Annotated in this window: 27 protein-coding genes and 2 pseudogenes; 21 read left to right on the top strand and 8 right to left on the bottom strand. The window is 61.1% G+C overall.

The genetic code is table 11. The features are described from left to right. The first annotated feature begins 196 nt into the window (after nucleotides 1–196). The 8 genes and pseudogenes from M1R55_RS18615 (at nucleotide 197) to M1R55_RS18575 (ending at nucleotide 4,969) form a co-directional block, all read left to right on the top strand. Nucleotides 197–1,636: a DNA-3-methyladenine glycosylase 2 gene (locus M1R55_RS18615; RefSeq protein ID WP_249394418.1), complete on the top strand. Its 1,440-nt coding sequence runs from the start codon at nucleotides 197–199 to the stop codon at nucleotides 1,634–1,636. Further along, complete coding sequence (locus M1R55_RS18610) at nucleotides 1,633–1,953, top strand: isocitrate lyase/phosphoenolpyruvate mutase family protein (protein WP_249394417.1); 321 nt, start codon at nucleotides 1,633–1,635, stop codon at nucleotides 1,951–1,953. Before M1R55_RS18615 ends, M1R55_RS18610 begins: the two co-directional genes overlap by 4 nt. 138 nt (nucleotides 1,954–2,091) lie before the next feature. Beyond that, a pseudogene (locus M1R55_RS32235) lies at nucleotides 2,092–3,077 on the top strand (transposase). Between the two features lie 7 nt (nucleotides 3,078–3,084). Next, nucleotides 3,085–3,696: an isocitrate lyase/phosphoenolpyruvate mutase family protein gene (locus tag M1R55_RS18595; RefSeq protein ID WP_249394414.1), complete on the top strand. Its 612-nt coding sequence runs from the start codon at nucleotides 3,085–3,087 to the stop codon at nucleotides 3,694–3,696. Between the two features lie 82 nt (nucleotides 3,697–3,778). Next, nucleotides 3,779–4,084, top strand: coding sequence for a hypothetical protein (locus M1R55_RS18590; RefSeq protein ID WP_249391321.1), 306 nt, complete (start codon nucleotides 3,779–3,781; stop codon nucleotides 4,082–4,084). Further along, nucleotides 4,066–4,317, top strand: coding sequence for a hypothetical protein (locus tag M1R55_RS18585; RefSeq protein ID WP_249391322.1), 252 nt, complete (start codon nucleotides 4,066–4,068; stop codon nucleotides 4,315–4,317). Before M1R55_RS18590 ends, M1R55_RS18585 begins: the two co-directional genes overlap by 19 nt. After that, nucleotides 4,317–4,538, top strand: coding sequence for a hypothetical protein (locus M1R55_RS18580; protein ID WP_249394413.1), 222 nt, complete (start codon nucleotides 4,317–4,319; stop codon nucleotides 4,536–4,538). Before M1R55_RS18585 ends, M1R55_RS18580 begins: the two co-directional genes overlap by 1 nt. Beyond that, nucleotides 4,535–4,969, top strand: coding sequence for a hypothetical protein (locus tag M1R55_RS18575; RefSeq protein WP_249391324.1), 435 nt, complete (start codon nucleotides 4,535–4,537; stop codon nucleotides 4,967–4,969). Before M1R55_RS18580 ends, M1R55_RS18575 begins: the two co-directional genes overlap by 4 nt. A 94-nt stretch (nucleotides 4,970–5,063) precedes the next feature. Here the strand turns inward: M1R55_RS18575 and M1R55_RS18570 are convergent, their stop codons facing one another. Both M1R55_RS18570 and M1R55_RS18565 read right to left on the bottom strand, forming a co-directional pair. Continuing rightward, nucleotides 5,064–6,065: a transposase gene (locus M1R55_RS18570; RefSeq protein WP_249394412.1), complete on the bottom strand. Its 1,002-nt coding sequence runs from the start codon at nucleotides 6,063–6,065 to the stop codon at nucleotides 5,064–5,066. A gap of 246 nt (nucleotides 6,066–6,311) precedes the next feature. After that, nucleotides 6,312–7,095 (bottom strand): annotated as a pseudogene (locus tag M1R55_RS18565) (IS982 family transposase). Between the two features lie 215 nt (nucleotides 7,096–7,310). Here M1R55_RS18565 and M1R55_RS32230 point away from each other — a divergent pair. Beyond that, on the top strand, nucleotides 7,311–7,643 hold the full coding sequence (locus tag M1R55_RS32230) for a DUF4158 domain-containing protein (protein WP_371827205.1): 333 nt from the start codon (nucleotides 7,311–7,313) through the stop codon (nucleotides 7,641–7,643). Here the strand turns inward: M1R55_RS32230 and M1R55_RS18560 are convergent. The 5 genes from M1R55_RS18560 to M1R55_RS18540 form a co-directional block, all read right to left on the bottom strand. Then, on the bottom strand, nucleotides 7,527–7,961 hold the full coding sequence (locus M1R55_RS18560) for a hypothetical protein (RefSeq protein WP_249394411.1): 435 nt from the start codon (nucleotides 7,959–7,961) through the stop codon (nucleotides 7,527–7,529). The two genes, M1R55_RS32230 and M1R55_RS18560, sit on opposite strands and share 117 nt — an antisense overlap. Beyond that, nucleotides 7,958–9,541, bottom strand: a complete 1,584-nt coding sequence (locus M1R55_RS18555; RefSeq protein ID WP_249394410.1) for an alpha-amylase family glycosyl hydrolase — start codon at nucleotides 9,539–9,541, stop codon at nucleotides 7,958–7,960. The genes M1R55_RS18560 and M1R55_RS18555 overlap by 4 nt, the downstream gene beginning before the upstream one ends. 93 nt (nucleotides 9,542–9,634) lie before the next feature. After that, nucleotides 9,635–9,907, bottom strand: a complete 273-nt coding sequence (locus M1R55_RS18550; RefSeq protein ID WP_249394409.1) for a helix-turn-helix transcriptional regulator — start codon at nucleotides 9,905–9,907, stop codon at nucleotides 9,635–9,637. Between the two features lie 446 nt (nucleotides 9,908–10,353). Next, nucleotides 10,354–10,950 (bottom strand): transposase, encoded by a 597-nt coding sequence (locus tag M1R55_RS18545; protein WP_249394408.1) that lies wholly within the window; start codon nucleotides 10,948–10,950, stop codon nucleotides 10,354–10,356. Nucleotides 10,951–11,114: 164 nt separating this feature from the next. Continuing rightward, nucleotides 11,115–11,546 carry a helix-turn-helix domain-containing protein gene (locus M1R55_RS18540; RefSeq protein WP_249394407.1) on the bottom strand — a complete coding sequence of 144 codons (432 nt, stop codon included), beginning with the start codon at nucleotides 11,544–11,546 and terminating at the stop codon, nucleotides 11,115–11,117. A 505-nt stretch (nucleotides 11,547–12,051) separates the two neighbouring features. Here M1R55_RS18540 and M1R55_RS18535 point away from each other — a divergent pair. Together M1R55_RS18535 and M1R55_RS18530 are read left to right on the top strand one after the other, a co-directional pair. Continuing rightward, nucleotides 12,052–13,344, top strand: coding sequence for a S8 family serine peptidase (locus tag M1R55_RS18535; protein ID WP_249394406.1), 1,293 nt, complete (start codon nucleotides 12,052–12,054; stop codon nucleotides 13,342–13,344). A 1-nt stretch (nucleotide 13,345) separates the two neighbouring features. Further along, nucleotides 13,346–15,949 carry an EAL domain-containing protein gene (locus M1R55_RS18530; RefSeq protein ID WP_249394405.1) on the top strand — a complete coding sequence of 868 codons (2,604 nt, stop codon included), beginning with the start codon at nucleotides 13,346–13,348 and terminating at the stop codon, nucleotides 15,947–15,949. A 659-nt stretch (nucleotides 15,950–16,608) separates the two neighbouring features. Here M1R55_RS18530 and M1R55_RS18525 read toward each other — a convergent pair. Further along, on the bottom strand, nucleotides 16,609–16,902 hold the full coding sequence (locus M1R55_RS18525; protein WP_249394404.1) for a hypothetical protein: 294 nt from the start codon (nucleotides 16,900–16,902) through the stop codon (nucleotides 16,609–16,611). Between M1R55_RS18525 and M1R55_RS18520 the strand changes: the two genes are divergently transcribed. The 10 genes from M1R55_RS18520 (at nucleotide 16,901) to M1R55_RS18475 (ending at nucleotide 24,963) form a co-directional block, all read left to right on the top strand. After that, the gene (locus M1R55_RS18520; protein ID WP_249394403.1) at nucleotides 16,901–17,383 is read left to right on the top strand and encodes a redoxin domain-containing protein; all 483 of its coding nucleotides are present in this window, start codon (nucleotides 16,901–16,903) and stop codon (nucleotides 17,381–17,383) included. The two genes, M1R55_RS18525 and M1R55_RS18520, sit on opposite strands and share 2 nt — an antisense overlap. Nucleotides 17,384–17,839: 456 nt before the next feature. Next, nucleotides 17,840–18,307 carry a hypothetical protein gene (locus tag M1R55_RS18515; protein ID WP_249394402.1) on the top strand — a complete coding sequence of 156 codons (468 nt, stop codon included), beginning with the start codon at nucleotides 17,840–17,842 and terminating at the stop codon, nucleotides 18,305–18,307. A gap of 161 nt (nucleotides 18,308–18,468) precedes the next feature. Continuing rightward, a complete protein-coding gene (locus M1R55_RS18510; RefSeq protein WP_249394401.1) occupies nucleotides 18,469–18,663 on the top strand; it encodes a hypothetical protein in 195 nt (64 codons plus the stop codon). A 176-nt stretch (nucleotides 18,664–18,839) separates the two neighbouring features. Further along, the gene (locus tag M1R55_RS18505; protein WP_249394400.1) at nucleotides 18,840–19,136 is read left to right on the top strand and encodes a hypothetical protein; all 297 of its coding nucleotides are present in this window, start codon (nucleotides 18,840–18,842) and stop codon (nucleotides 19,134–19,136) included. 324 nt (nucleotides 19,137–19,460) lie between these two features. Beyond that, a complete protein-coding gene (locus M1R55_RS18500) occupies nucleotides 19,461–19,709 on the top strand; it encodes a hypothetical protein (protein WP_371827204.1) in 249 nt (82 codons plus the stop codon). Nucleotides 19,710–19,782: 73 nt separating this feature from the next. Beyond that, on the top strand, nucleotides 19,783–20,235 hold the full coding sequence (locus tag M1R55_RS18495) for a hypothetical protein (protein WP_249394399.1): 453 nt from the start codon (nucleotides 19,783–19,785) through the stop codon (nucleotides 20,233–20,235). Nucleotides 20,236–20,559: 324 nt separating this feature from the next. Then, complete coding sequence (locus M1R55_RS18490; RefSeq protein ID WP_249394398.1) at nucleotides 20,560–21,057, top strand: hypothetical protein; 498 nt, start codon at nucleotides 20,560–20,562, stop codon at nucleotides 21,055–21,057. Nucleotides 21,058–21,604: 547 nt separating this feature from the next. Further along, nucleotides 21,605–21,946 carry a hypothetical protein gene (locus M1R55_RS18485; protein WP_249394397.1) on the top strand — a complete coding sequence of 114 codons (342 nt, stop codon included), beginning with the start codon at nucleotides 21,605–21,607 and terminating at the stop codon, nucleotides 21,944–21,946. 255 nt (nucleotides 21,947–22,201) lie between these two features. Further along, nucleotides 22,202–22,408 carry a hypothetical protein gene (locus tag M1R55_RS18480; protein ID WP_249394396.1) on the top strand — a complete coding sequence of 69 codons (207 nt, stop codon included), beginning with the start codon at nucleotides 22,202–22,204 and terminating at the stop codon, nucleotides 22,406–22,408. A gap of 329 nt (nucleotides 22,409–22,737) precedes the next feature. Continuing rightward, nucleotides 22,738–24,963, top strand: a complete 2,226-nt coding sequence (locus M1R55_RS18475) for a heavy metal translocating P-type ATPase (RefSeq protein ID WP_249394395.1) — start codon at nucleotides 22,738–22,740, stop codon at nucleotides 24,961–24,963. Nucleotides 24,964–24,978: the final 15 nt, after the last annotated feature.

Genomic DNA, 24,978 nt, shown 5'->3' with positions numbered 1-24,978 from the left:
TATCGAAGTTGGATTTCAGGATCATGGTGGTCCTCTTGATGGCAGGCTGAGCGTCAGCGCGTAGGGGGAGTATCAGGGTCGCTGTCGTTTAGCGCAATAGTCGTAAACACGGACATTTCTGCGGTCAAGATGACGGCAAAATTCCACCTCCAAAATCCGGTAGCCCCTTCGCAATCCATCAGCAACAATGGCGGGCATGATGCTCTCGCTCTCTCGTGACACGATGCTCAGCCGGATGCAGGCGGCTGATCCCGCGTATGATGGGCGATTCATCACCGGGGTCCTGAGCACCGGGATCTATTGCCTCCCTTCATGTCGTGCCCGCAAACCCCTACCTCACAATGTCGAATTCTTCGACTCACCCAATACGGCTCAGGCGGCAGGATTGCGCCCCTGCCTGCGATGCCGGCCTGACGATTTCTATGCGGGGATCTATGCCGAGGAAGAACGGCTGTCCCGGGTCACCTCTCTCGATACCAATACGATCAGAAATGTTGAGGCTCTGGCACAACGATCAGGCATCCCACCCAAGCAGCTCTGCGAGCTGCTTCGACGAGGTTTGCACCTCACGCCGGTGGATTGGCTGAACCGTCAACGAATCGCCCAGGCAAAGTCCCTGCTGCTCATCTCGAATGAGCCCGTCGTGCAGATTGCCTCCCGGGTAGGATTTGAAAGTCTATCCGCCTTCAATGAACAGTTTCGCCGCCTGTGCGCTATGACCCCCACGATGTTCAAACATCTCAGGACTTCGGCTCAATTTGAACTGCTGCTCCCGCTTGATTATCCAGTTCGCGCCATGCTGCATGATCTGGGGCGCGACCCGCAGAGCACCACTTGCCGCGTTGTGGGCACCGTGTGCTGTGTAGGTCTGCGGCTGAGTTCAGGAGCCATGGCCGTCAGCATTGAGTTTACTGAGGGGCGTGCCATGGTATTAGCAAACCGGAGCGCCGATCCACTGGAGCTGCATACCGCCTTGCTCAGGCTGCTCGGACTGCACAGCAGTCCGGCCAACTTTATTAGCATGGCGCGCGAACGGCCTGAATTTTCTCGACTCATTCAGGGTCGGGAAGGGCTCCGTGTCCCCTTGACCGCCACACTGTTCGACGGCGTAATCTGGTCCATTCTGGGACAGCAGATCAGCTTTAAGGCCGCCTGTACCTTACGCCGGAGGCTGTACGAGCAAGTTGGTGAGCTGGTCGCTCCTGACCTCTATGCCCCGCTCACACCAGAAAGCCTGCTGCGTCTGATACCTGCTGATCTAGTGAGGCTGGATTTGACGAAAGCGCGCGCCAACACCCTCGTACACCTGGCACAGCTGATCCAAAGCGGAGTGCTTAATCTTGAAGAGCTGGCTCGTGGTCCGGTCAGCCGAATGGTGCGAACGTTGTTGGGGTTGCCCGGAATCGGGGTGTGGTCAAGCCAATACATCCTCTTGCGGGTTTTCGGTGTCCAAGACGCGCTGCCGGTGGGGGACAGTGCGCTGGCAACTGCCTTACAGCAGTTTTATCGCCTTGAGGAACGACCGGATTCGGAGCAGGTCACACAGCTCATGAGTGTCTTCCAACCATATCGCAGCCTCGCCACCTTCCACCTCTGGCACGGGCTCAACCACCCATCTTCGCAGGAGAACGGATGAACCAATATGACGCCGCTCAAGCTTTTCATTCGCTGCACCAGCAGGGATTCATTCTTCCCAACGCATGGGATGCGGGAAGCGCCAGAGTTCTTAAACAGGCGGGGTTCCCCGCAATTGGCACAACCAGTGCTGGAATTGCTTACGCCACAGGGCGGGTGGATGGACAAAATCTGACCCGGGAAGACATGCGCCGTGAGGTGCAAGCGATCATCGAGACCGTCAGCGTTCCGGTGTTCAGTAGCCGACAACTTAGGTTTTACGCTGTCCCAGTCGATGATTTTCGCAAAACTGAGGTTTTGACTGCGCTGGAGACGTGAATAGGCAGGAGATTGAGAGGTGTGCAGACCTCATCTCCCGCCTCTCCCCACAGTACCGAACTCGCCGCCGATTTCAAGCGCACGGTGCCTTTCCTGCGGATCGACACCCTTCAGCGCCTGATTGACATGGTGTTGGCAATGATCACGGCCCAGAATGTCAACCACCTTAACCTTTCGCCCCACATGCCCGGAACCAGCAGTGTGGAAGCGAAAAAGCGCCGCGTAGAACGCGGCGTCGGGGATGAGCAGCTCACGACGGCTAGTGTTCTTGGCGCTGATCTTCACCCGTCTCCCGCCCGGAAAGTGGCTCCTGAGCCTTGACCGCACCACCTGGGATGACGGCGAGTCGCCCATGAATCTGCTGGTGTTGGGCGTCGTCATGGAGGGCTACACCATCCCTGTGGTCTGGGATGCCCTGGAGCACACGGGCAGGAGCGACACCCAGACCCGCAGGTGGCTGGTCAGCCAACGGCTTCGGGTCTTTCCCGCCTCCCGCTGGCGTGGCCGAGTGGCCGACCGGGAATTCATCAGTGCGGAGTGGTTCCGCTTTCTGCGCAAAAGCGGCATCAAACGGGCCGTGCGCGTGAAGAAGAACACCCAGCTCGACAGTCTACGAGCGTCCGAATGGTTCGACGATATCGCGCCGGGACAGTCCCGTTGTCTGGCGGACAAAGCCTGTGTCTTCGGTGAGGTCATGCAGGTCGTCGCGACAAGGTCACCCGCGGGTGACCTTGTTCTCATTGCGACCAATTTCAACGTCTGGGACACGGTTTTACTGTACCGAAGGCGCTGCCCCGGTGGAAGGCACGTTCAGCAGCCTGAACTCCAGAGGCTTTGACCTTGAGCGCACCGGAATGTCTGATCCACAGGCATTGGAGAGGCTGTTCGGCTTCGTCGTTTTGGCGTGGCTGAGCTGCTTGCAGGTCGGGGTCTGGAGGTCACGGCACAAGCCCATCAAGACACTGAAGCATGGCCGGAAGGCCATCAGCCTTCCGGCCTACGGAGCGCAATACCTCATCCATGCCCTTCGCTGGTGTCACGAGACGCTCCCTGAACTTCTTCTCCTGCTGACCCAGCCTATATCCCCTCTGGAACAGGAAAAAAGTAGAGTTGTCGGCTACTGAAGTTCCGGTGAATGCCGATATTGAGGCGAGATACGGCAACACGCCCGAAGAGGTCGCGCTCACCGCCAGCGAATTCATCGCAGCGGGTGCAGTGGGGTTGAATCTGGAAGACGCGACAGGACGGCCAGGCGACCCGCTCTATTCGCTTGAAGAGCAAGGCCGACGACTAACTGCCGCGCGTCAAGCCATCGACCATTCGGGGGTGCCGGTGTTCCTGAACGCGCGTATCGACACCTACCTGCAAGGGGTTGGGACGTCCGAACAGGAGCGTCTCGAAGAAACGCTGAGGCGTGGACGGACGGACATCCAGGCAGGCGTACACGGACTGTTTATTCCATTGGTCACCGATACGGCACTCATCCGAATACTGGCTGAAACCCTGCCGGTGCCACTCAATGTCATGGCCTTTCCTGGCTCGCCTGCCCCTCGGGACATGCTGAACGCAGGCGCTTCACGCGTGAGTTTTGGGCAGAGCCTGATGTTGGCCTCGCTCGGCCTGATCGCTCGAATTGCACAGGAATTGCGTGAACAGGGCCAGTCCCAGGTGATGGCGGATTATTTCCTCGGCTTCAATGAAGCGGATTCCCTGTTCCGTCTATCGAAGGTGCCGGAACAGTAACTGGAAATAGCACTTCCAGTTCGACCTGATGGCCTGACACAATTTATGAGAAAGCGTCCCCGGTAGGGGACACTTTCTGTTTGTGAAGACCGAAAATGCCACCGGGGACGCCCCCCGACTGTACCAAGCGATCCTGCCCCACCTCCACCCCGCCCTGTGGAACGACGTCCGCAACGCCCGTACGCTGGCCTGGATGGTCAGCGGCTTGGTGCTGTCCCAGAGCGTTTCCATTCCCTCCTGGCTGCCGCACATCCACTCCCAGGCCACGGTCGCCCAGAGCACCGAACGTCGCTGCCGACGGTGGCTGGAGAATCCAGCCATCGCCCCTGGCAGTGTGTATGGCCCCCTGATTACCCGAGCCTTGCGGGATTGGGGCCCGCATTCCTGACGCTGGCGCTGGACACCAGCATCCTGTTCGGACGCTTCTGTCTGATCCGGGTGGCCGTCCTCTACCGGGGACGCGCGGTACCGCTCGTCTCCCGCGTCCTAGAGCATGCCAGTGCTCAGGTCGGCACCGAACAACTCCTGCCTGTCCTCGCCGAGGTCAAAGGCCTGCTGGATTTTCTTGGGCTGCACGATGTTCGACTCCTGGCGGATCGGGGTTTTGCGACACGGCCTTGATGGGCTGGCTCCGCGTCTGCGGATGGCACTTCCGCATCCGCATCAAATCGAGCCTGATTCTGGCCGCTCCAGACGGGCAACGGGTCTGCACCATCGGGAAATCAAACTCGCAGCGCGAAACGCGCTGCTTCCACAACGTCACGATCACCGGACACCGATTTGGGCCGGTGCATGTGGCTCTGGGCCGTCCACGGACGGCCCAGAGCAGTGGCAGGTGGTGAGCGATGAACCCACCAGTCGTGCAACGTTTGCTGAGTACGGCGAGCGCTTCCAAATAGAGGAAGGATTCTTGGATGATAAGAGTGGCCTCTTCGGTCTGGAGGACTCCAAACTGCGTGATGCCGCCAGCCTCGAACGCCTGATCCTGGTGATCTCTGTGGCCACGCTCCTGCTCGTCTCCGAAGGACTCCAGCTCGTGCAGCAGGGTGTGCGCAGAACCATTGATCCCCATTGGAACCGCGCCCTGAGCTATTTGAAACTTGGTTTACGCGGCGTCCACTTCGCGCTGAGCCGGGGGCAGGCAGTACTCAACCGCCTGACGCTCCAAGGAGGCGCCGATCCGGCGCCTCCCGGACGTCGCAAGAAATCGCATGTCAGTTCTGTGGACGCTTTAGAAGGCGGCTGGGTGCTCAGATTTCGCTCTCCCTCATAAATTGTGTCAGGCCGTCAGCCAGTTCGACTCACCGCGAATAGATAGCGTAGTTTTTGGAGGTTGTCTACAGTGGTCGCCCGTTCGCCGAACCACTTCACACCTGGTGTGAAGCTGGTTTCACGTACGTTTCGCTGAATGGCTTCCCTGATCTCACGACGGCCAGTCCTGTCCGTAACAATTTGTGGCCAAGCGCGATCAACGCCACCTTGGGCGGCTTTCCATTAGCTCGCAGACGACGATAGAAGTCACCCAGATGCCCTTTGTTACGTGTGACACTCAAGGCCGCAAGGTACGCCGAACGCCTTAGGTGAGCATTCCCGGTTTTTGAAATGCGCCCTCGGCCATGGACACTTGTACCCGACTGAAACGGCGCTGGAGCGATGCCAGCGTGAGCTGCTATCTGCTTGCCGGTCTCCAGCACGGCAAACCCATCTGTTTCCGCCAGTACAGACGCCGCAGTGAGCAAGCCGAACCCAGGAACGCTGGTCAGCAACTCAAAGGGCTCGCGCAACAGGTCATCGGAACAAATGAGTGCTCGGATGGCCGTTTCGAGCTCCAAGATCTGTTGCTTGAACAAGGCAATGCGAGTCTTCAGCAATGCCACAACCGTCTGGCTTTCATGCTGCCGGCGTTCTGAGGCGTGCAGGCGATTCTGATCCTGAGTCAGCGCTTCACACAACGCCGTGCGTTCACGAACGAGTTGCTTGAGTTCCTGCAATGCGGTGCTCGGCGGTGACCAAGGTTTCGGCCGCATGATGGCGCCGTACAAGGCAATGACCGCTGCGTCCATGCGGTCTGTCTTGCCCCGTTTGAGTGTGGCGCGGGCGAAGTACTTGATGCTGGTGGGGTTCACCACACTGACGATGCAGCCAGCACCGAATAGGAAGTTCGCGCACTGCTCCCAGTACACGCCGGTGGCCTCCATCACCACGTGCAGCTCCGTTGGCGTCACGTCATGTTGTTGGGCCCAGTGCAGCAGGCGCCCGAATCCAGTGGGCGTGTTCGGAAGGTCAGGGAGTGACTGTTCCAGGTCGTCGTTGAGCCGTAAATGTGCGTAGAGAGAGTCTTTTCCGATGTCCAGGCCGAGGGCAAACATAAAAACCTCCTGGAGAAAGGGGTGGAGCAGGTCGGACTCTCTCGGCACTGGCTCTTATGGTGCAGGCTTGGTGGCCTTTGATAGCGTTCAGTTTTCGAGAAGAGCGCCCGAGCCGGTCCGGACTATTCGACGGTCTTGCTGGACCTGGGGTTGACGCGGACTTGGCGGCTCGGACTGGCCTGGCAGTCTCCATTCTGATCAGGAATGGACCCAGACGTACTACATAAGGGGTTGACAGGTCAGCGATCAGCCACTGAGGTCAGTGAATTTCAGGTTATGTGCGAGGACGCCCAAGGCGACCTTCAACCGGAGACTGAGGAACGTCTTCACCTGTCCCCAGCGCACTCCCGCACCAACGAGAACAGAGAAGGCCGACTCGATGCACTTCCTCGCGGCTCCGTACTCTTCTTTCCAACGTGGATCAATCTGTTTCGCATTTGCCTTTGGAGGGGTCAAGCACGTTCCAGACTGATACCCCTTGTCTCCGATCTGTTTTGGCCCGCTGTAAGCGGGCCAGTCCCTAAACACCCTCGCAGAGCACGCTGAAATCGTGCTCATTCGCAGGACGAATCTCGTATTTAACGATCTTGCCGTTCAGCGCACTCCAAGCGTGCAATTTGAAGCCGTACACCGGCCCAGCCGTGCTGAACCCATGACGAGCCCCTCGAAATTTACATCGTGGCGCTCGCTTGAAGGTCGAAACAGGGAGCGGCTGTGAATCCACAGCGACGAAGTCCAGACGCTGGACTTCGGTGGGTTGCTCGACGACCGGGGTCAATCGAGCGAGCCGGATTCGGGCTTGCGGTTCAGAAGGAAAGTGCGGAAAGTGGTTTAGCTTCAGAAATTGCCACCACCGGCTGAAATAGGGCACCTTGTGCAGTTTTTGAAGCAGCGCGACGGCCACGAGGTCAGCGTCCGAGATTTTCTCGTGTGGATGGAGCAGTTTCGGTGGAAGGTGAGGGGCGATCCAACGACTGAGCAGGGTGACAGCGGTAGAAAGCGATTGTAAAGTGAGGTCGGGACGGCCCATAACACCGTCCCTTTCGCATGTTTTGCTCTACAGGTCAACCCCTATTCGCGGTTACTCAGTGTTTCTACAGTGCAGCTTGCTCTGATTTCCTTCTCTGCATCCTGAAAAGTGCCGACACTGCCGAAAGCAGGAAATTTCCCGGAGGCTAGGTGCAGCACCACTGAACCATTGACGAGCTGATCGACCACTGGACGCTGCTCCCTGCTGAGCAGGAGGTGCTCGGGCCGAGTCAGGAGGCCAACCGCCTGAGTCTGGCGCCAATGTTCAAAGCCTTCCAGCAGGAGAGGCGCTTCCCTTACAACACCACCGATGTACCCAGCGTTGTGGTGGACTACGTGTCCCGGCAGATTGAACGTTCACGCCAACCTGTACGCCACCTACACTGGCGGGGCCGTTTCAACAGCACCTACCGCAGCCTGATCCAGGAGTTCCTAAGCTTTCGGAATCTTGTGGAGACCGACGTAACAGCCTTTGTCGCCTGGCTCTGCGAGCACGTGCTGCCTAGAGAGGAGCGGAGCCTCAAGACGCGGTTCGTGAGCTGGCCCTGACCCAGCTGCGCGCGCTAAAATCAAGCCGCCGAGCACCCTGAAGTTGGCGGTGATCAGCCCCAGCAGCATCAGCGCCAGGGCAAGCCCAAAGATCGGCTGCCGATGGGGGGTGCGGGCACTCAGGAAAATGCCGAGCAACAGACCCACGAATTGAAGGGCGTAGAAGCCCCCCAAGTTCAACCCATCGCCGAATGTGGCCGCCCACTGCGGCAACAGCGCCCCCGGCGCGGCCACCACGGTACCACTCAGCCACAACCCTAGAAATGCCCCGCTGGTCAACCGCCATCGCCGGATGGGAGACAAGTCATCCGGGATCATTCCGGCGTAGCCCGGCCCAGCAGCCGCCCCTCGAACGGGCGCAGGGTCAGTGATCTCTCGGAGTTCGGAAAGTCTTGGGTCACAGTAGACACGAGTGAATGCCAGTTGCCTGCGGGCAGATCAAGGTGCTGCGGATGTTGGCTGAAGTTCAGGGCAATCAGCACAGGCTCAGTGCCCGCGCGGATGTACGCCAGCACATCATCTGGACTGTTGGCATGCCATTGAAACTCGCCTTGGAGCAGCGCCGGGTGGCTGCGGCGCAACCTCAGCAACTCCCGGTACAGGCACAGCAGCGACGCCGGGTCTTGCCGCTGCGTCTCCACACTCAAGTGTTCGTGGCCCGGTGCCAGTGGTAACCACGGCGGGGCCGGACTGAAACCGCCCGTGAGACTGGCGTCCCACGGCATTGGGGCGCGTTCCGGGTCCCGGCCTGCGCCGGGCTGCACCTGTTCCCAGGGGTCTTGCATCTGGGTGCCAGGCACCGGGGTGTCGGGCAGCCCCAACTCGTCGCCGTAATATAGGAAGGGTGTTCCCCGCAGGGTCAGCAACAGCAGGGCGGCCAGCCGCGCCCCCGCAGACCCAAAGCGCGAGGCCAGACGCGGCTGGTCATGGTTGCCCAGGGTGTAATTGGGCCAGGCGTGTGGCGGCAGCGCGCCGTCATACGCCCCGATCACGCGCCGCAGGCCCGGAGCTGTGAACGCCGCGTCCAGCAGGGCGAAGTTGAAGGGCAGGTGCAGCCGCTCGCCTGCTGGGCCGTAATACGGCAGCACCTGTGCCACAGGCAAGTGCGGCACGATCTCGCCGATCAGTACCCGGTCTGGAAACTCGTCGGTCACAGCACGCAGTTCCAGCAGTAAGTCCAGCGTTTCGGGGCGATTCAGGTGATATTGAGCCTCTGGAAACACGTACTCAGGATCAGGCTCATCGCGGAGCAACTCATCCTTGACCAGGAAATCCACCATGTCCACCCGCAGTCCGTCCACGCCCCGCTTCAGCCAGAAGCGCATGGCGTCAAAGAGTGCGGCCCTGACCGCCGGATGCCGCCAGTTGAGATCCGGTTGCTGCGGCAGGAAGGAATGCAGGTAGCACTGGCCACTCTTTGCATCCAGCGTCCACGCGGAGCGGCCCGTCACGCTCCGCCAATTGTTGGGGGGGCCGCCAGACGGACTGGGATCCTGCCATAAGTACCAGTCCCGTTGGGGATGCTCACGCGAGGAATGCGCCGCCTGGAACCACGGGTGCTGCCAGGACGTGTGATTTGGGACAAAATCGAGGATGATCCGTAACCCCAAGGCGTGGGCGCGGGCCACCAGGGCATCGAAGTCGGCCAGCGTCCCGAACAAAGGATCAACGCCGCAGTAATCGGTAATGTCGTACCCGAAATCCTCCATTGGAGAAGGGTAGAACGGAGAAATCCACAGAGCATCCACCCCCAGCCAGGCCAGGTAGTCCAGCCGCTGGATCAGCCCCGGCAGATCGCCCACGCCGTCTTGCCCAGAGTCCTGAAACGAACGAGGATAAACCTGATACACCACGGCGGTCTGCCACCAGGGTTGAGAAACAGAAGGGGAAGTAGACACAGAATTCTCCTTTTACATCTGTATATGTAAATACACGCATGTATGCAACGAAAAAAAGCTAAAGCTGAGTGAACTGGTCTTTAAGGCTGGCGATCACGGCCTCGTCGCGGTGTAGTACATCCACTGTGCGCGCCGCTCGACACGCACCAGGCCGACCTGCCGCAGACGGGCCAGATGTCGGGAGACGGTGGGCTGCGGCAAATCCATCTGTTTGGTCAGGTCACTGACGTGAATGCCCAGATAATCGGGCAGGTCTTTGCAATGTTCATGGCCCTCGCGCAGCACCCGGAGCAATTGGACGCGAACCGGATCGGTGAGCGCTTCGAGCATGTCGGTGAGTTGTACCTCACGGGTGGCCACTGTCATATATGTATATCCTAGCATACGCATATACCTATTGCACTGACCAGGAGAAGTTCAGAAACAGGGAGAGCGTGATCTAGAGCAGTTCTCCGAATTACGCAGCCAGAAAAAAGACTTCTGGCCGCTCCATTCTCCGTCCTGCTCGTTAAAATTCACTGTTCCAACGCGCTGGTCTGAAGCCATGTACTTTAGTGCAAGCGGCTGTGAGATCAAACATTTCGGCGGACAGGGTAAAAACGGTCTTACAACTGAGGCACAAGGTCAGGAAAAAGTTGCAAGGGAGAGCGGCGTGAAGTTGATGGCGTCAAGGCGACTTTAGTCGCTCCCAAACCCATGCACTTTTAGTGCATGGTCGTTTAGTGGACGACCTGCAGGGTCTTTGCTCCAGAACCTCCAAGAGGGTGGCGTCTCGCATAGGCTCGCTGACGGCGAGCCCTTCTTGTTCCGCCCTATACAAACGGGGTCGGGCGTGCATTCCATCCTCTCGCAGTTGCCTCCAACCATTGAATGATCTGTGCCGGACTGGTTGGATATTGGCCGCTCAACGCCCGACGAACCAAGATGCGCTGGATGGACTCCGCCATATTCAGCCAGCTCCCCGCCACAGGGGTATAGAGCGGCATGATGCCCTGCGCCATGAACCAGCACACCAGTTCTGGTGTCTTGTGGCCCACCAGATTGTCCAACACCAGCACCATTCGAAGAGGCGGTAGAAGATCAAGCAGCGTGAATTTGACACTCAGTCCTTCCTGCCACCTGGCCCAAGCGGCACGGTTGTCTGCTGGTGGCAACGGTGTTGCCACCGGTAGGGATTGGAGCACTTCAGAGAGGGTCTGTCTCATCCAAGGGTGGAGCACGGCGCCCTCGCAGCTGGTCACCCCACGGACACGAACCTGACCGCTGGCCGGATGAAAGAGGGTCAGCAACTTGGCTGTCCCACCCCGGACATACTCGTGTGGGAGACGCGTGGGTTGCCCTTGGGGTTGCCAGCTGCTCCCAGGCTGAGGAATGGCCTGATAGGGGCCAGCTTCATCTAGGGCCCACACGGCCAAGCCGCCTTGTTCTCCTTCGAGATAGGCGCGTTCGATTCATTTTTTTTGGCCTCAGCATCCGGATCCCGCACCACAACCATGCCTGTGTTGCGGTGTCGTTTGGCCTTTCTTGTTTCGCACCAGGTTCGGTCGCGCTGCCACGTCAGCCCTGCTTCGTGTCAGACCCCCAAGATGGTAAAGGTACTCACGCGTTCGAGCCCGGGTTCACGGCGCAGCACTCGCTGCAGAGTCACCAGAGACCAGGTCGCCGTGCCGTCTTGCTCCCGATCTGGGGGACGGCGTGCTGTGTCTAAGATGCGGTTCCGTTCAGCGGAACCGTAGACGACTGGAGGACGCCCACCTGGACGGGTTTGGAGTGCGGTTAACCCATGTTGATTGAAGCGGGAGACCAGACGCGCGACCCCTTCACCGGATCGACGCCCGCACAGCCGAGCCGCTTCGGTATACGGCCCACCCGTCGAAACGGCGAGCAACGTCTTCGCCCGACCCACGACGATCACGGCCGTGTGATGCGACCGGCTCAATCGCTCCAACATCGTGCGCTCCTCTTCGGTCAGGGGACGCAGCGGGTTCTTCTGGACACGAGCCATCCTCATACCCTACGCCTATGGCAAGTGACCCACTAGTCCGACACAACTCATCAAGTGGTTGGAAGCCACGGCACGAGGATGGAATCAGCCCCCGACCCCCTTGATCTGGGGAGGCAAGCGACGAGCCCGCCGTCAACGGGCCCGGACACAACGACATCCTCTGGGTGGGTCTGGTGCTTACACTCTACAGGTCATCCACTGAATCCGTATGCCTTGACCAAGTGACCCACTAGAGTGAGGCTTATCTCTACCTACGCAAAATCGGGTCAATCCCAAGGGAGCATTCACCCCCCCATTACGTGAGGCCGTGTTCAGGACTGTGCGTGAAAAACTCAACAATCGATTAGTGCACTAGCCCTACACTTCACGACCCCCAAGTGAAGGGGAAGTTAGTATGAAGAGGCTCAACCGTGCATCGCTTCAAATAAAAGACTCACGGAGGCTACATTTACCTGTAGGAACCTCTGCGGTTGTTCCCCTCTCACGTTCAAGTTAGGAGTGTCTCATGCGCCTCACCCACTTTACTCTGCCCCTGTTTACCGCTCTGCTTTTGGCCGGTTGCGCTGCCCCGACGGGGCCTCAGGCTCCTGCAGCCTCTGATGAATACGTCATGACGGTGCAGACTCCTGACCCCGCTCTCAGTAACGCGCAACTGTCGGCCCGCTACGGCGGAGCGGTGGTGATCCGGACGCCCAACTTTGCCTTGCTCCGGGTGGTGGGTGGACCGTTGAGAAGCGCAGCGCTTGAACGCGATCCGGACGTGACGGTCGAGCGCAATGCAGACGTCTTCCGCGTGCTCAATTTCAACAGCAGTGGAACCATTGGTCTCTGGGGCAGTGGAACCATTGGTCTCTGGGGCAGCGGCACGATTGGCCTGTGGGGCAGTGGAACGATTGGCCTCTGGGGCAGCGGCAGCGGCGCCTCTGCCGCGAACACGGCCAACTATGCGGAATACACCTCGATTGGACTGGACGCTGCGCAGGCCCGTATCACGGCGCAGGGCCGCACACCTGGGATGGGGGTCACCATCGCCGTGATCGACACTGGAGTGGATCTCAACCACCCGGCCTTTGCCGGACGCCTCAGTCCCGTCCACACTTGGAAAGACTTCGTGGATAACGACGATCAGCCCCAAGATCAAGGCCAGATGGGCAGCGGCGCAGTCGGGCACGGCTCTGAAGTCGCAGGCCTGAGCCTGACCGTGGCGCCCGGCGCACGGGTCATGCCGCTGCGGGTGCTCGACGAGCAGGGCCAGGGTGACGTCGATGATCTGGCGCAGGCCATTGTGTGGGCCGCCGACCACGGCGCGAACGTCATCAACCTCTCGTTGGGGGCGGGCGTGCCGGTTCAAGCGGTCACGCAGGCCATCCAGTACGCCAACGCGCTGGGTGCGGTGGTGGTGGCCAGTGCGGGCAACCAGGGCTGGGAGGGACTAGATTATCCTGCCGCCGAATTTGGGTTGACCTCGGCGAACCTCGCGGTGGGCAGCGTGAATCACGCTGGGAGCAAGAGTTCATTCTCGCAGTACGGCTCCCTCACTCTGCTGGCCCCCGGCGAGGGCATGGTCGGCCCAGCCCCTGAAGGTCAAGCCGCAGCTTGGAGCGGCACCTCCATGAGCGCCCCGCTGGTGGCCGGCAGCGTCGCGCTGGCAATGACCCATGGGCCGGCCCGCTCGGCGGCCAACAGCACGGAGCGCCTGAAAGCGACCGCGCAGAACATCGGCGACCTGAGCGGCAACGCCGGCTACACCGGAAAACTGGGGGTGGGGCGCATCGATCTCGACGCGCTGACCCGCTAGCGTGACCCGGCCTGGTTCAGTCTTTGCCCACGCAGACACAACGAGTTGCCTGCACGTCGCCGCCCGAGCGAACCTGCAGACCCTAAGCGCTGCGCACCCCGAACAGGCGCTCGAGCGGTTCACCGTACTGATCGAACAGGGCTGCCCCGATCCGACGTGCGGGCCGGATCTGCGGCTGATGGCCGCCGATATCCTGCTGCGGATCGGGGCGCTGGAGCGGCTGCGGGTGCAGCTGGACGCCTGCTCACCCCAGACCGCCGAGCAGCGTGTTCGGTACGCCTTGCTGCTCGGCCAGGCCGATACCCGCACCGGGCGGCTGCACGAGGCCGCACAACACTTTCGGGCCGCGCTAGACGAAGCGGCTTCCACGCAACTCCTGTCACATCAGGCCGCCGCCACGTCGTTCCTGGCCCAAGTTCGCCACCGCACCGGGAACAGTGACGAGGCGCTGAACCTGATTGCCCAAGCCTTCCTCCTGCGCCAACGGCTCGGGGACGTGGACGGCCAGATCCGCGCGCTGTGCAACACCGCGCTGATCCTTGACGCGCAGGCGAGGCTCCCCGAAGCGGTCGAAGCCCTGACGCAGGCTCAACTCTTGTTGCCACGCTGCGCTGAGCCACTCGAATCCGCCCTACACGTGTATTCCGGCTTGGGATTGATCCATGAGACCACGCACCAGTATGAGGAGGCCTATGAACAGTTTCTGCGGGCCAAGGATGTGGCCGCCCGCGCTGGAAACGAGGCCGCAGAATGCTTGATGTCCCTGAACAGCGGCGAAATGGCCCGGCAATGCGGCAACTACCCTGAGGCAGAGGCGCTGCTCTCCGGCGCCCTGCACGTCGCCCGTGCCCTGAGCAACCCCCAGGTTCAAACTGGGGTGTTACAGAGCTTGGGCCTGCTCTACGCGGAAACAGGCCAGCAGAAAGCGGCTGACCGTGCCTTTGCAGACGCCGCCGCGCTCAGCGAGCACAGCAGCGACATCGACACCCAATTGGAACTGCTCCTGGTGAGTGCAGAGCAGTACCTGGGCTCGCCCACCCCGCAACGGGCCGCGCCCCTCCTGCACCGCGCGCTGGCGATCAGCGAGCAAGCGGTGCGGCCGGCGGACGCTCTGACCATTCATAACCTGCTGGCCCAGCTGTATGAAACAGACGATCCACGCCAGGCCATCATCCATCTCAAGCAGGCGGCGGCGCTGAGCAACAAACTCCGGGACGTCGCCCTAAGGACCCAGGCGCGAGATCTCACCCGAGAAGCTGAACTCCACTCCACACGGCGCGAAATTCAGCATGAACGCGACCTGCGCCGCACCGCCGACTCCGCCCGCACCGAAGCGATTGCTGCGCTTGAGCACGGCAAGTTTTACGACGACCTCACGGGCCTGCCCAACCGGGTCATGCTGCACGCCCTGCTGAGCAACGCTGTAATCGCCCAAGAGCCGCAGTCCGGGGGCCTCAGTTTGATGGTGATTGACCTCAACCGCTTCAAGCAGTTTAACGAAGCGTTGGGTCCGGCCGGCGGTGATCAGTTGCTACGGGAGGTGGCTGCCCGACTCAAAACAGTCCTCAAACCGCACGACATTCTCGCCCGTGCCAGCAACAATGAGTTTTTGCTGCTGCTGTTCGGAGAAACCCTGCACGCTAGAGAAGCCCAGGCCGAGGCCGTGCTCGGCAGCTTGCAGCGCAATTTCTCAGTCTTGGGTCAAGATCTCAACGTCTCTGGCAGCGCGGGGCTGGTTCATCATCCGGAGCACGGCCCCAGCACTGAAAACCTGCACCGCGCTGCATACATTGCGCTGGAAGATGCCCGTAGAGGGGGAGGACGTCTGCACGTTTACAGCGGCGGGGATGAACTGCGGGTCAAAGCCATTGCGCTGGACGCCGCTCTGGCCACGGCACTGGAGGCAGACGAATTTGAACTGCACTTCCAACCACTGGTAGACGCCCACTCCTGCCGCCCCGTGTGCGCCGAGGCACTGGTGCGTTGGAACAGCGCTTCGCTGGGACGCAAAAGTCCGGCAGAGTTTATCCCGGCCCTTGAGCGTAGCGGCGGGATCGTTGCGCTGGGCGCGTGGGTGCTGCGTGAAGCCTGCTTGCGGGCAGCCACTTGGAAAGACGTGCGGGTGGCGGTCAATCTCTCCGTGCGGCAGTTTCAGGAGGGCGACTTGTTGGGTGACGTGACGCGGGCACTGGCCCTCAGTGGCCTGCCTCCGGAGCGCTTGGAACTCGAAATCACTGAAAGCGTGATGATCGAGTCGCCTGAACGGGTGCAGGCTCTTCTGGCCGCGCTCAGCGCCCTCGGGGTGCGGGTGATGCTCGATGATTTCGGGACAGGCTATTCCAGCCTAAGTATTCTGCGCACGCTGGCAGTGTCGGGCCTCAAGATTGACCGCTCATTTGTCACAGCCCTGGAGCGTGGGGGCAACCTTGAAGCGCAGGCCATGATCCGCTCGATTGTGGGCCTGAGCCAAGCGCTAAACCTTGACGTCGTGGCTGAAGGCGTTGAACATGCCGATGAAGGCACGTTGCTGCGCAACCTGGGTGTGACTTTGCTGCAAGGCTATTATTACGGCCGCCCCAGTCCCGATTGGACTCCAGTGGGCTGAACGCCGCTCAAGTGCCCCAGCCCGAGCATGCACTTAGGCCACACCGCACCAAAGCCGCGCAGGGTTGAGATCAGCCCGCCCGCTTAGGGAATGGGAGTCAGCTGAGACAGTCTCCTGTGCAGTCAGCTCGGGTGGAACGTACACTGATTCGTCACCACATTGACTTTCCAACAGTGTCAGGCACACCGCGCCCTCTTCCTCCTGCCACAGGACGACTTCTACACGGTGGAAGTGCAGGCCTTGGCACCAGAGACGATGGCCGAGTTGATTTGAGCGGATTGCGGAGCCGTACTGCTGTAACAGTGTGCGCCCTAAAGGTGGTGAAATTTCTTGATTCATAAGAGAACTACCAGAAAACGGGAAACAATTCAACCAGCGCAGGTGCAACAGTGGGCCGGTATTGTTTTAACCGTTCTTCTGGCACTCCAAGCGCTGTTTGCAACATTAAAACTCCTCGAACTCATTTAGGCTTCTGTGTTCCCAGGCACAGCCTCGCACTCTTTTAAGTCAACCCCCGACACTTGTTGGGGGTTTTACGTTTGGCCGGCCAAACACAACGTTCAGCCAGACCTGAACCCCTGGGCCGCTCGCGTGGCGCTGGACAGACTCTCGCTGGCGTGAGCATCCACAGCAACCATCAACTGGACAGAGGTCGGCTGTTACTGCGGCTTAACGACGATGCCCCGATTGCCGATCGACTGTTGTAACGTTTCCAAGTACATCTGCTCCATCATCTTCTCTTGCCCCTCGCGACACGGTTCCAAGCGTGGCACTTCATATGTTTTGATGTTGCCCTCAAAGCCGATCAGCTTGCCGGACGTCTGGAGTTGGTCGTCAATCACCCGCAGAGCCTCTTTTCTGGAATAGGCACGGATGAATACCACAGCCATTTCCAGGGAGAGCATCGCCGGGTCAGTGAGGAACACACAGGCAATCCATTGGGGGGCAGACATGCCGCCAGCTTACCGTGTCCACAGTCTGCGAGGACAACGGGTCTGGCTGACGTTCAACCTTCAGAGCACCTGCCTCGTGTGCCACGCTCGGCAGACCGAGCTGGCTGCCCTCGCGCCTCTGCTGGCCCAGCAGGACATCCAACTGGTCTCGGTCTGGAGCAGTTCGGTGAGTGCGCTGCAAGAGGGCCTGAGACAGGTGTCGATGCCCTACCCGGTGCTGGCCGACCCCACCGACGCCACCTACGCCCGCTACGGCTTAGGCCACAGTCTCAAAGGGGTGTTGGACCTGCGCCATCTGAATGCCCTCGCACCACACCTCCGGCACCTGAACCCCACCACCCTGCACGATGAACGCTTCCGCATGCCTGCCGAATTCCTCATCAGCCGCACCGGAGAGATCGAGCACGCACATTACGCCCGGTATGGAGCCGACTGGCTCCCCACCCACCAGATCTTGAAATGGGCCATGCAAGCATCCTAATGCCCACTGAACTCGACTCGCGTCACCCCCAGCGCTGCCACCATCCCGACATGACTCAGCCCGTTGTCCTCCACTTCTTTAAGGTGCCGCAGCCATGAACCACCCCCGCCAGCACACCACGCCACCCCCGAACACGCGGCAGAGCACCCCGCTCCAGCTTCGGCTGTGGACGGAGGCGCTTTTGTGCTTTGGAATCAATACGACAGCGCACGCTGCACCGCACTTGCGGGCGATGTTCAGAACGCTGGGGGTACGACCCCCCCATTACCGTGTTCGGCCCGCGTCACCCCCAGCGGCTTCACCGTAAGAGAGTGAACACTCTTGAGCCTCCCCCTGTGTGCAACCACACGCCGGCCCCATCTCTGAGCCGCTTGACCCCCCAGTTCGCCCGCGGCACTCCCAGCGCGGCCACCCCATCCCGCCATCACGGAGTCCCCACACACACGGAGAACCCCAATGACCCATGACCTCGCCGCAGTGGCCGCACCAGGCCTGACGACCAGCACCCTCGCTCGCAGCCGCGTTCGCCTCATCGACACCTGGGATCTTCCCGGTCCTGGTGCGCGGGAGCCCGTCATCGAGTTGCCGGAAGGCGTCAGCATTGACCTGTGCTGCATGCAATTTGCTGCGCTCCAACGGTTCGTGAACGCCGATCTGGTCTTTGAGATCATGCCGGGGGAGCCGTTGGCGATCGACATCACCACGGAGAGTTACGTCAAAGCCTATTTGGAATTTTTCGGCGGCCAGGAGTGTGGGGACCTCCAATACGCCGACGTGACCCTCAATCTCTACGAGAATGAGCAGGGACGGGCCCGCTTCCTCAGCGCGGCACAGGTCCTGGACCTGAGCCCGCCCGGCTTGCGCATCCGGTTGCTGGAGCTGGGTCATCCCGGGGAGTGGCCAGAAGTCGAGGTGCACCGGTAGGCGCGGATCGCGCTCCTGAGGGCAGATCCGGAGCACCCAAGCCTGCAAGACGTTTGATCCATCCTGGAGGCACTGCACCAACCGCGTCTGGTCTCCGCTCTGACACCCGCGTCACCCCCAGCCCCCTCACCCTGCAGGCCTGCCGCTAGAGGAGAGACAACATGAACTTAATTGAGCATCACGTTATCGAAGTCTTGGGACCGCCTGAGCGTCGCGAATGGGACGACGGCGCGGTGAAGTGCTGGCTCGTGCCTGCTCGCGTGGATTGCTACGGGCAAATTGAGAACACGAAGGTGTTTTGCAGCACAGAAGAGGAAGCTGAACAGGTACGGGCGGGCTATGTCTACCTCGCCTAACCCCGCTCCAGCTTCGGCTACGGGCGGGGGCGCTCGTTTGAACGCCAGGTGAGGAAACTGACCCCCCACAGTTTTGGCCTGCTCTCAGACTGGAATCATACTTGCTGTGAAATGCGTCTAGATGAGGCGTTCTGGCAGGGGGAAGGGTTCGAGAGGGCGCAGGGCAAAGTGGAGTCATGCGACACCCGCTCTTGCCGCTCTTCCGCCGTTTGGCGTTCGCCCTCTTGATGGCCTGCATGTTCGCACTGGGCTTTGCTTTGGGCCACATCCTGCCCGCCGTTGAGCATCTGGGCGAATTGGAGCCCTGGACTCAATACGCCATCCTGGGCGTGGTCGTGCTGACTGGGCCGCTGCCAGCCATCGTCATCTGTATCAGCGACCGACTCCGCAAGTACTGGCCGCTGGCGTTCATGCTCCTGCTCGGGAGCTGGGTTGGCGTTTACCATGCTTTTTGGAGCATGCTTTTTCCCTGAACGACGAACGAGGCATGAGCAAAACGTCTTGATCTGGAGTTCGCCCCAAGACTGATCGCCAAGCCCATGACACCCCACTTCTCCGAAGGGCCGCATGAATGACAGCGGCCTTTCACTTGAGGCACCCGTGTGGGTCAGGGGTCTTACTCAGTGTTGAGGAGAAGAGAGAGATCAATCCCAAACTCCAGCGTCCCCGCCTCAGCTTCGGCTGGCAGGCGAGGGCGTTTTTGTGGTGTCTTAACTCGTGTCAAGAAGCTCTATAAAGAGTGCCTGACTCCAGACTTCACCGCTTGGCTCTACCCTCTGCCTCTGCACCCGCGTGAATTGACGCCTGTCGAACTCGCCGACCTCTTGGACGCTGCCTACCGCCAAGACCGAGGGTTGTCGCGTGAGGGGCCGGATCCGGAAGTGCGGATGGAGCTGGCCGACTTCCTCGGCTGCCATCCCGACGTGCAGGCTGAAGCCTGGGCCGCCTGGCAGGAGCTGATGGCCGAAGGCGGGGACGTGGAAGAACCTGAGGCCGAATACTGGCTGGACGTCGAATTTATCGAGCCGTGCCCAGAACACCGTTAGACCCCCCTCAACAATGTGGATGCTGAGCAGCACATCTTCGCTTGCTCTCGGAAAGACCGTGCTACAAGGAAGCATGTCCTTCGTTCTGGCCTCCCTGCTGTCACTGACGGCTCAAGTAACGCCCACCATCTCTGTCGGCAATGCCCACACGCCCAGCACACTCGTGAACAGCCTCGCAGTGAAGCGGAACTGGACACTCGAAGACAATGTGTTCTGCCGGAACCGCGCTGCCTCCAACGCGACCATTGCTTATCCTCAAAAACCAACGTCAAAGCTGAAGTTCATCAAGACATTTAGCTTCAGGGGTACGGTCAACGCCAGCTTGGAGCGCAGCGTGTTGGATATAACGAACGTCGGTTTTCAGGTACCCTTTCCCTGGAACGACGGACAGTGGCTGAGTCGGCAATACACGGCGCAGAGCACCCCCCGGTTCACGTATCTGCTGGAAATGCAGGATCGGCCCCGCCAAGAAGGCACTTACAGCACGCTTTCGAGCGTGTGTATCACCGTCTTCGGAGTGCGCTGAACGGTCTAGAACACACCGCAAAACGCCCTCTCTAGGCATCAGCATGGAGGCCAAGTGGCCCCACCTGTGGCACTTTGTGGCACTAGGCCGCATCCACCCGGATCAGATCAATACGCCGATCCCTGCCTCATCCGCCGTGCAGAACCCCACATCCACCGCGTCCAGCATCCCGAACTAACGCTGCTGATGCCCGATCGGCGCGGTTGTCCTAGCCTCCCGGCAGCAGCACCAACAAGACGTTTGATCCGGGAGAGGCGCAGCACCGACCATGTTTGGCCCGCCTCCCGAACCCCGCGTCACCCCCAGCCCCCTCACCCTAAGGGCATGACCCCAACTGCCTCTGAGATCCAGCACGGCTCGGTCTCCACCCTGTTCACCCTCGCCCTGCCTTACCTCCAGCCCCTCGGCAACTGGGGCCTGTTTGCAGCTGCGGGCTACACCCAGCAGCCCGCCCCACAGCACTGGCATGTCGAGATCAACTTCAGCTGCGTGTGCGTTGACCTCAGCGTGCGTGACTGCGGCTACGACGAGCGCCGGAACAACTTTCTGTTCGCCCTCATGCATGATGCCGGACGGCTCGGCGTTCACCTCGGCCTGGGCCTCACGCGGGCCACCAGTTCGTACGACGATCCCTTCGACGGTCAACCCACGCTCGAACTGCCTGCCCGCTACCGCGTGACCGGGAATCGCGGCACGCAATACGTTTCGTGCGACGTCGAAGACCCCGAAGACGGGTTGCTCCAAGCTTTTTTGCTCCTCCTCGGCGGACACGGCGAGGAACGCTTCGGCGGCATGCCGTACGTGCCGGAAGATCACCGATGACGCCCACTGCACCTGAATTTCAGTGGGTGGTCTTGCCCAGCCCGACCGACCTCACCGCAGCTTCGCCGTGTGCTGTGGACTTCTGGAGTTTGGCACGCGAACTCCTCCACCGCCCCGGGCCCACGCACACCCTGCTGATCCAGCAAGAACACCGCTGGACGCGCCAGACCTGCGCCCTCAGCGCCGGCCAACTGCATGTCCCTGGCCCAGCGCATCTGGACGCCCTGCTTCCCTTGGCCGCTCTGTATCTGGAGCACCCGGCGGTCGATCCAAGGCAACCTCAGCAAACCTCGCATTGGCGCAGCCTGCACGTCGCCGTTCTGCACCGTCCACCCGGGCACCCCGCACAACTGCACATGTTCACCCGCACGACCCCCGTCCGGTCGGCCACGGCCACGGGCGTCGACGCGCTGCTTTCGCGCCTCACGCCACCCCCAGCGTTCCTCGGGACGAGTGCCCGTGGATGTGCTGCGGCACCTTCACCCGGTGCTGGCCCTGCAGGCGGTAAACAGTCGAGCCAAAGTGATCGGCGCTCAGCTTCAGCGAGATGCTCGACACAGGGACGCTCTGGCACTCCGCCGGGAGCAGGCCTAATCAGTACGAAGTCAAGGCACGTGCCGCGCGGGCTATGTTGGATCAGCAGGTGCTCCGGCCCATTCGCCTGGATCGCGGCGCCCTGTTGGTTGTGGGTCAAACGCCCGTGGGGCCGCGCGGCTTTCAGCTCCCGCTGGATCGCTTTGGGTCATACGCTGCACAAGTTGGGACGGAGACCAGCAGTACTCCCGGACGCATTCAGGATGCGGAGGCCGTGCTGGCGCAGTATGACCGGACACGTGCCTTGGCCTTCCTGATCCGGATCATCGCCAGAAAGAGGATGCCGGACAGCTGATGGCCAACATTGACGTCCGCTGCTGCTGGGGACGGAACGTGCTGAACGGCACCGGACGAGCACCTCCAGTGGCAAGACTTCTTCCTCGAGGCACGAGCAGGCTCATCTGCTGTCCGGGGTGCCTCAGGCGAGGCGCCGGGCGGCCGAACAGTGTGTGCTTGAGCGTGACCGGGCCAGTGTGTATTCAGTGCACGGCTAGGGAAAGTCAACTGAGAGATACTCGGTGCCCGCCCCAGCGGACGGACAACTTCCCTCATGCCCAAAAACAAGATCCCCACCTACCACCAAACCCACCCACCTGACCTCGCCACCATTGAAGCCTTGAAACTGGAACGCCTGCAACCTGCGGAGGGTCAAACCGTGGCCGCCCTCTTCAAGCTCCGAACGGGCGACCGCGAGCACCTCAGTGGCTTGTACCGGCGCTCAGACGCGGTGCCCCTGCAGGTCAAGAGATCCACCTGAGCTTACGCGTGTCAGGCCCAGAACAGTGCTGTGCCGCGGATCTTGCAGCCTCTGCTCAGGGAGAGGAAGCCACAAACCCTGAGAAGGTTGCCGCGACTGCCAGCGCCGCCCAACCACGTGTAGGGTTTCGGAGCGGTCATGGCGAGTCAGCCTCCCCAGCCCAGTTGAGGCAACACCGCCGTCATGTGATCCCAGATCCGAAGTGCGAGGGCCTTTTCTTGTCCCCTGATCTTCCGGCCTCGGGTCTCAGATGTCCTTCTTCGTGAGTACCGTTACAATTGTCTCTGAGCGGTCTTTCATATGAATATCTGCTCATGTATACTCGTCCCATGACTGCCCCGCCCCTCCGTTCCGATGACTTGTCATTGACCTATTTTGTCGATGGCATGGACTGCGCGTCCTGCGTCCAAAAGGTTGAACGCATGATCACCACCTTGCCGGGAACAGCGGAGGTCAAAACCAGCTTTACTAAGCAGACCCTGACCTTGGCCCTAGACGAGGCGCAAACTCCGCGCGCCACCCTTGAGCGCAACCTGAAATCTCTCGGGTACACGCCGTCGCTGCTTGGCGCACCCACGTCCACCAGCGCGTCTACAGCTGTTTCCGCTGCGGCACAAGACCACGACCATGACGCGCCGGGCCACACGCACGAGACGGTTCCCACTGGAACGCCCTGGTACCGGAGCGGACAGGGCAAATTGGTGGTGCTCTCCGGCCTGCTCCTGGCCGTGGCCTGGCTGTTCGGCTTCTTTGCGCCTTCGCTCTCAGTCTACGGGTACGTGGCTGCCACGCTTTTAGGCGTCTGGCCGCTGGCCCGGAAAGCTTACGCCAGCGCCAGACTGGGCGATCCCTTCAGCATCAACACCCTGGTCAGCCTCGCGGCCATCGGCGCAGTCTTGATCGGTGAAGCCGCGGAAGGCGCGGTCGTCGTGTTCTTCTTTGCCATCGGTGAGCTGCTCGAAGGCATCGCGGTGGGCCGGGCCAAAGCTGGCATTCAGGCGTTGGCAGCCCTCACTCCCAAAACCGCGCTGCTGCTGGAGGGCGGCGCCGTCCGTGAGCTTCCCGCAGACCGCCTGGCCATCGGCCAAACCGTGCAGATCAATCCCGGTGCCCGCGTGCCTGCCGACGGCACCATTCTGACCGGCATTTCTAATCTGGACGACAGCCCCGTCACCGGGGAGAGCGTGCCCGTGGTGAAAACAGTGGGCGACTCTGTCTACGCCGGCAGCATCAACACCGACGGCGTGCTAACCGTGCGGGTGGACAAGGCGGCCAGCGACAACACCATTGCCCGCATCATCCAACTGGTCGAGGAAGCCGAGGGCAGCAAAGCCCCCACCGCCCGCTTTATCGACCGCTTCAGCCGTTTGTACACGCCGGGGGTGGTGGCTGTCTCGGCGTTGGTGGCCGTCGTTCCACCCCTATTCTTTGGGGCTGAATGGTACCCCTGGATCTACAAGGGCATCAGCCTGCTGCTGATCGGCTGTCCGTGCGCGCTGGTGCTCAGTGTCCCGGCATCCATTACCAGTGGCATCAGCGCGGGAGCGCGCCGGGGCCTGCTGATCAAGGGCGGCGCGGCTCTGGAAGCCATTGGCGGCGTGAACACCGTAGCGTTTGACAAAACCGGCACCTTGACGGCTGGGAAGCCCCGCGTGACCCAGATCATCGCCCTGCACGGGTCGGAAAGCGATGTGCTGCAACTCGCCGCCAGTGTGGAATCGGGCAGCAGCCATCCGCTGGCCAAAGCCATCCTGAACGAGGCCAAGACGCGCGGCCTGACCCTGTTCCCCATTACGGGCGCGCAGGCCTTGCCGGGCAAAGCTGTCACGGCCACCATCAACGGCCAGACCGTCCACGTCAGTTCGCCCCGCTACGCTCAAACGGTGGTGAGTCTGGACAGTGGCCTTCAAACCCAGATTGCCGCGCTGGAGAACGAGGGCCGAACCGTGGTGGTGCTGCACGACACCCGCCCCCTGGCCCTGATCGCTATCCGGGACGAACCCCGCCCCGATGCCAAAGCCGCACTGGCGCAACTCCATCACATGGGGGTCAAGACCCTGATGCTGACCGGAGACAATGCCCGCACCGGACAGGCCATTGGCCGCGACCTCGGCCTGGACGTGCAGGCCGATCTGCTGCCGGAAGACAAGCTGAAGATCATCGCAGGCCTGAAGGCGCAGGGCGGGATCGCCATGGTAGGCGACGGCATCAACGACGCCCCCGCCCTGGCCCAGAGCGATGTGGGCATCGCCATGGGCGGCGGCACGGACGTAGCATTAGAAACGGCTGACGCCGCCCTGCTGCGCGAGCGCGTGATGGGCGTGGCCGATCTGGTGGGCCTGTCGCGGGCCACCATGGGCAACATCAAGGCCAATATCGCTTTCGCCTTGGGTCTAAAAGCCATCTTTCTCGTGACCACTTTATTGGGCTACACCGACCTGTGGATGGCGATCTTGGCCGACACCGGCGCGACGGTTCTGGTCACCGCCAACGCCTTGAGACTGCTGCGCTGGAAGGGCACGCCGGAGCCCTTGGGCGCCCCCGTCAGCGCGTAACTGCTGTCGTTTACT

It is taken from the genome of Deinococcus sp. QL22 (assembly GCF_023370075.1).
GTDB lineage: Bacteria > Deinococcota > Deinococci > Deinococcales > Deinococcaceae > Deinococcus.
Note: the sequence above shows the minus strand (reverse complement) of the source record. Positions and strands in the feature narration are given on the sequence as shown.

Bases quoted from the DNA above. Each gene is read 5' to 3' on its own strand.
- M1R55_RS18535 (WP_249394406.1), top strand. From the start codon at position 12,052: ATGCGCCTCACCCACTTTACTCTGCCCCTGTTTACCGCTCTGCTTTTG.
- M1R55_RS18510 (WP_249394401.1), top strand. From the start codon at position 18,469: ATGAACTTAATTGAGCATCACGTTATCGAAGTCTTGGGACCGCCTGAG.
- M1R55_RS18615 (WP_249394418.1), top strand. From the start codon at position 197: ATGATGCTCTCGCTCTCTCGTGACACGATGCTCAGCCGGATGCAGGCG.
- M1R55_RS18550 (WP_249394409.1), bottom strand. From the start codon at position 9,907: ATGACAGTGGCCACCCGTGAGGTACAACTCACCGACATGCTCGAAGCG.
- M1R55_RS18475 (WP_249394395.1), top strand. From the start codon at position 22,738: ATGACTGCCCCGCCCCTCCGTTCCGATGACTTGTCATTGACCTATTTT.
- M1R55_RS18560 (WP_249394411.1), bottom strand. From the start codon at position 7,961: ATGATCCCGGATGACTTGTCTCCCATCCGGCGATGGCGGTTGACCAGC.
- M1R55_RS18540 (WP_249394407.1), bottom strand. From the start codon at position 11,546: ATGGCTCGTGTCCAGAAGAACCCGCTGCGTCCCCTGACCGAAGAGGAG.
- M1R55_RS18570 (WP_249394412.1), bottom strand. From the start codon at position 6,065: ATGTTTGCCCTCGGCCTGGACATCGGAAAAGACTCTCTCTACGCACAT.
- M1R55_RS18520 (WP_249394403.1), top strand. From the start codon at position 16,901: ATGCCGCCAGCTTACCGTGTCCACAGTCTGCGAGGACAACGGGTCTGG.
- M1R55_RS18480 (WP_249394396.1), top strand. From the start codon at position 22,202: ATGCCCAAAAACAAGATCCCCACCTACCACCAAACCCACCCACCTGAC.
- M1R55_RS18580 (WP_249394413.1), top strand. From the start codon at position 4,317: ATGGGCTGGCTCCGCGTCTGCGGATGGCACTTCCGCATCCGCATCAAA.
- M1R55_RS18485 (WP_249394397.1), top strand. From the start codon at position 21,605: ATGCTCGACACAGGGACGCTCTGGCACTCCGCCGGGAGCAGGCCTAAT.
- M1R55_RS18505 (WP_249394400.1), top strand. From the start codon at position 18,840: ATGCGACACCCGCTCTTGCCGCTCTTCCGCCGTTTGGCGTTCGCCCTC.
- M1R55_RS18515 (WP_249394402.1), top strand. From the start codon at position 17,840: ATGACCCATGACCTCGCCGCAGTGGCCGCACCAGGCCTGACGACCAGC.
- M1R55_RS18490 (WP_249394398.1), top strand. From the start codon at position 20,560: ATGACCCCAACTGCCTCTGAGATCCAGCACGGCTCGGTCTCCACCCTG.
- M1R55_RS18525 (WP_249394404.1), bottom strand. From the start codon at position 16,902: ATGTCTGCCCCCCAATGGATTGCCTGTGTGTTCCTCACTGACCCGGCG.
- M1R55_RS18610 (WP_249394417.1), top strand. From the start codon at position 1,633: ATGAACCAATATGACGCCGCTCAAGCTTTTCATTCGCTGCACCAGCAG.
- M1R55_RS18495 (WP_249394399.1), top strand. From the start codon at position 19,783: ATGTCCTTCGTTCTGGCCTCCCTGCTGTCACTGACGGCTCAAGTAACG.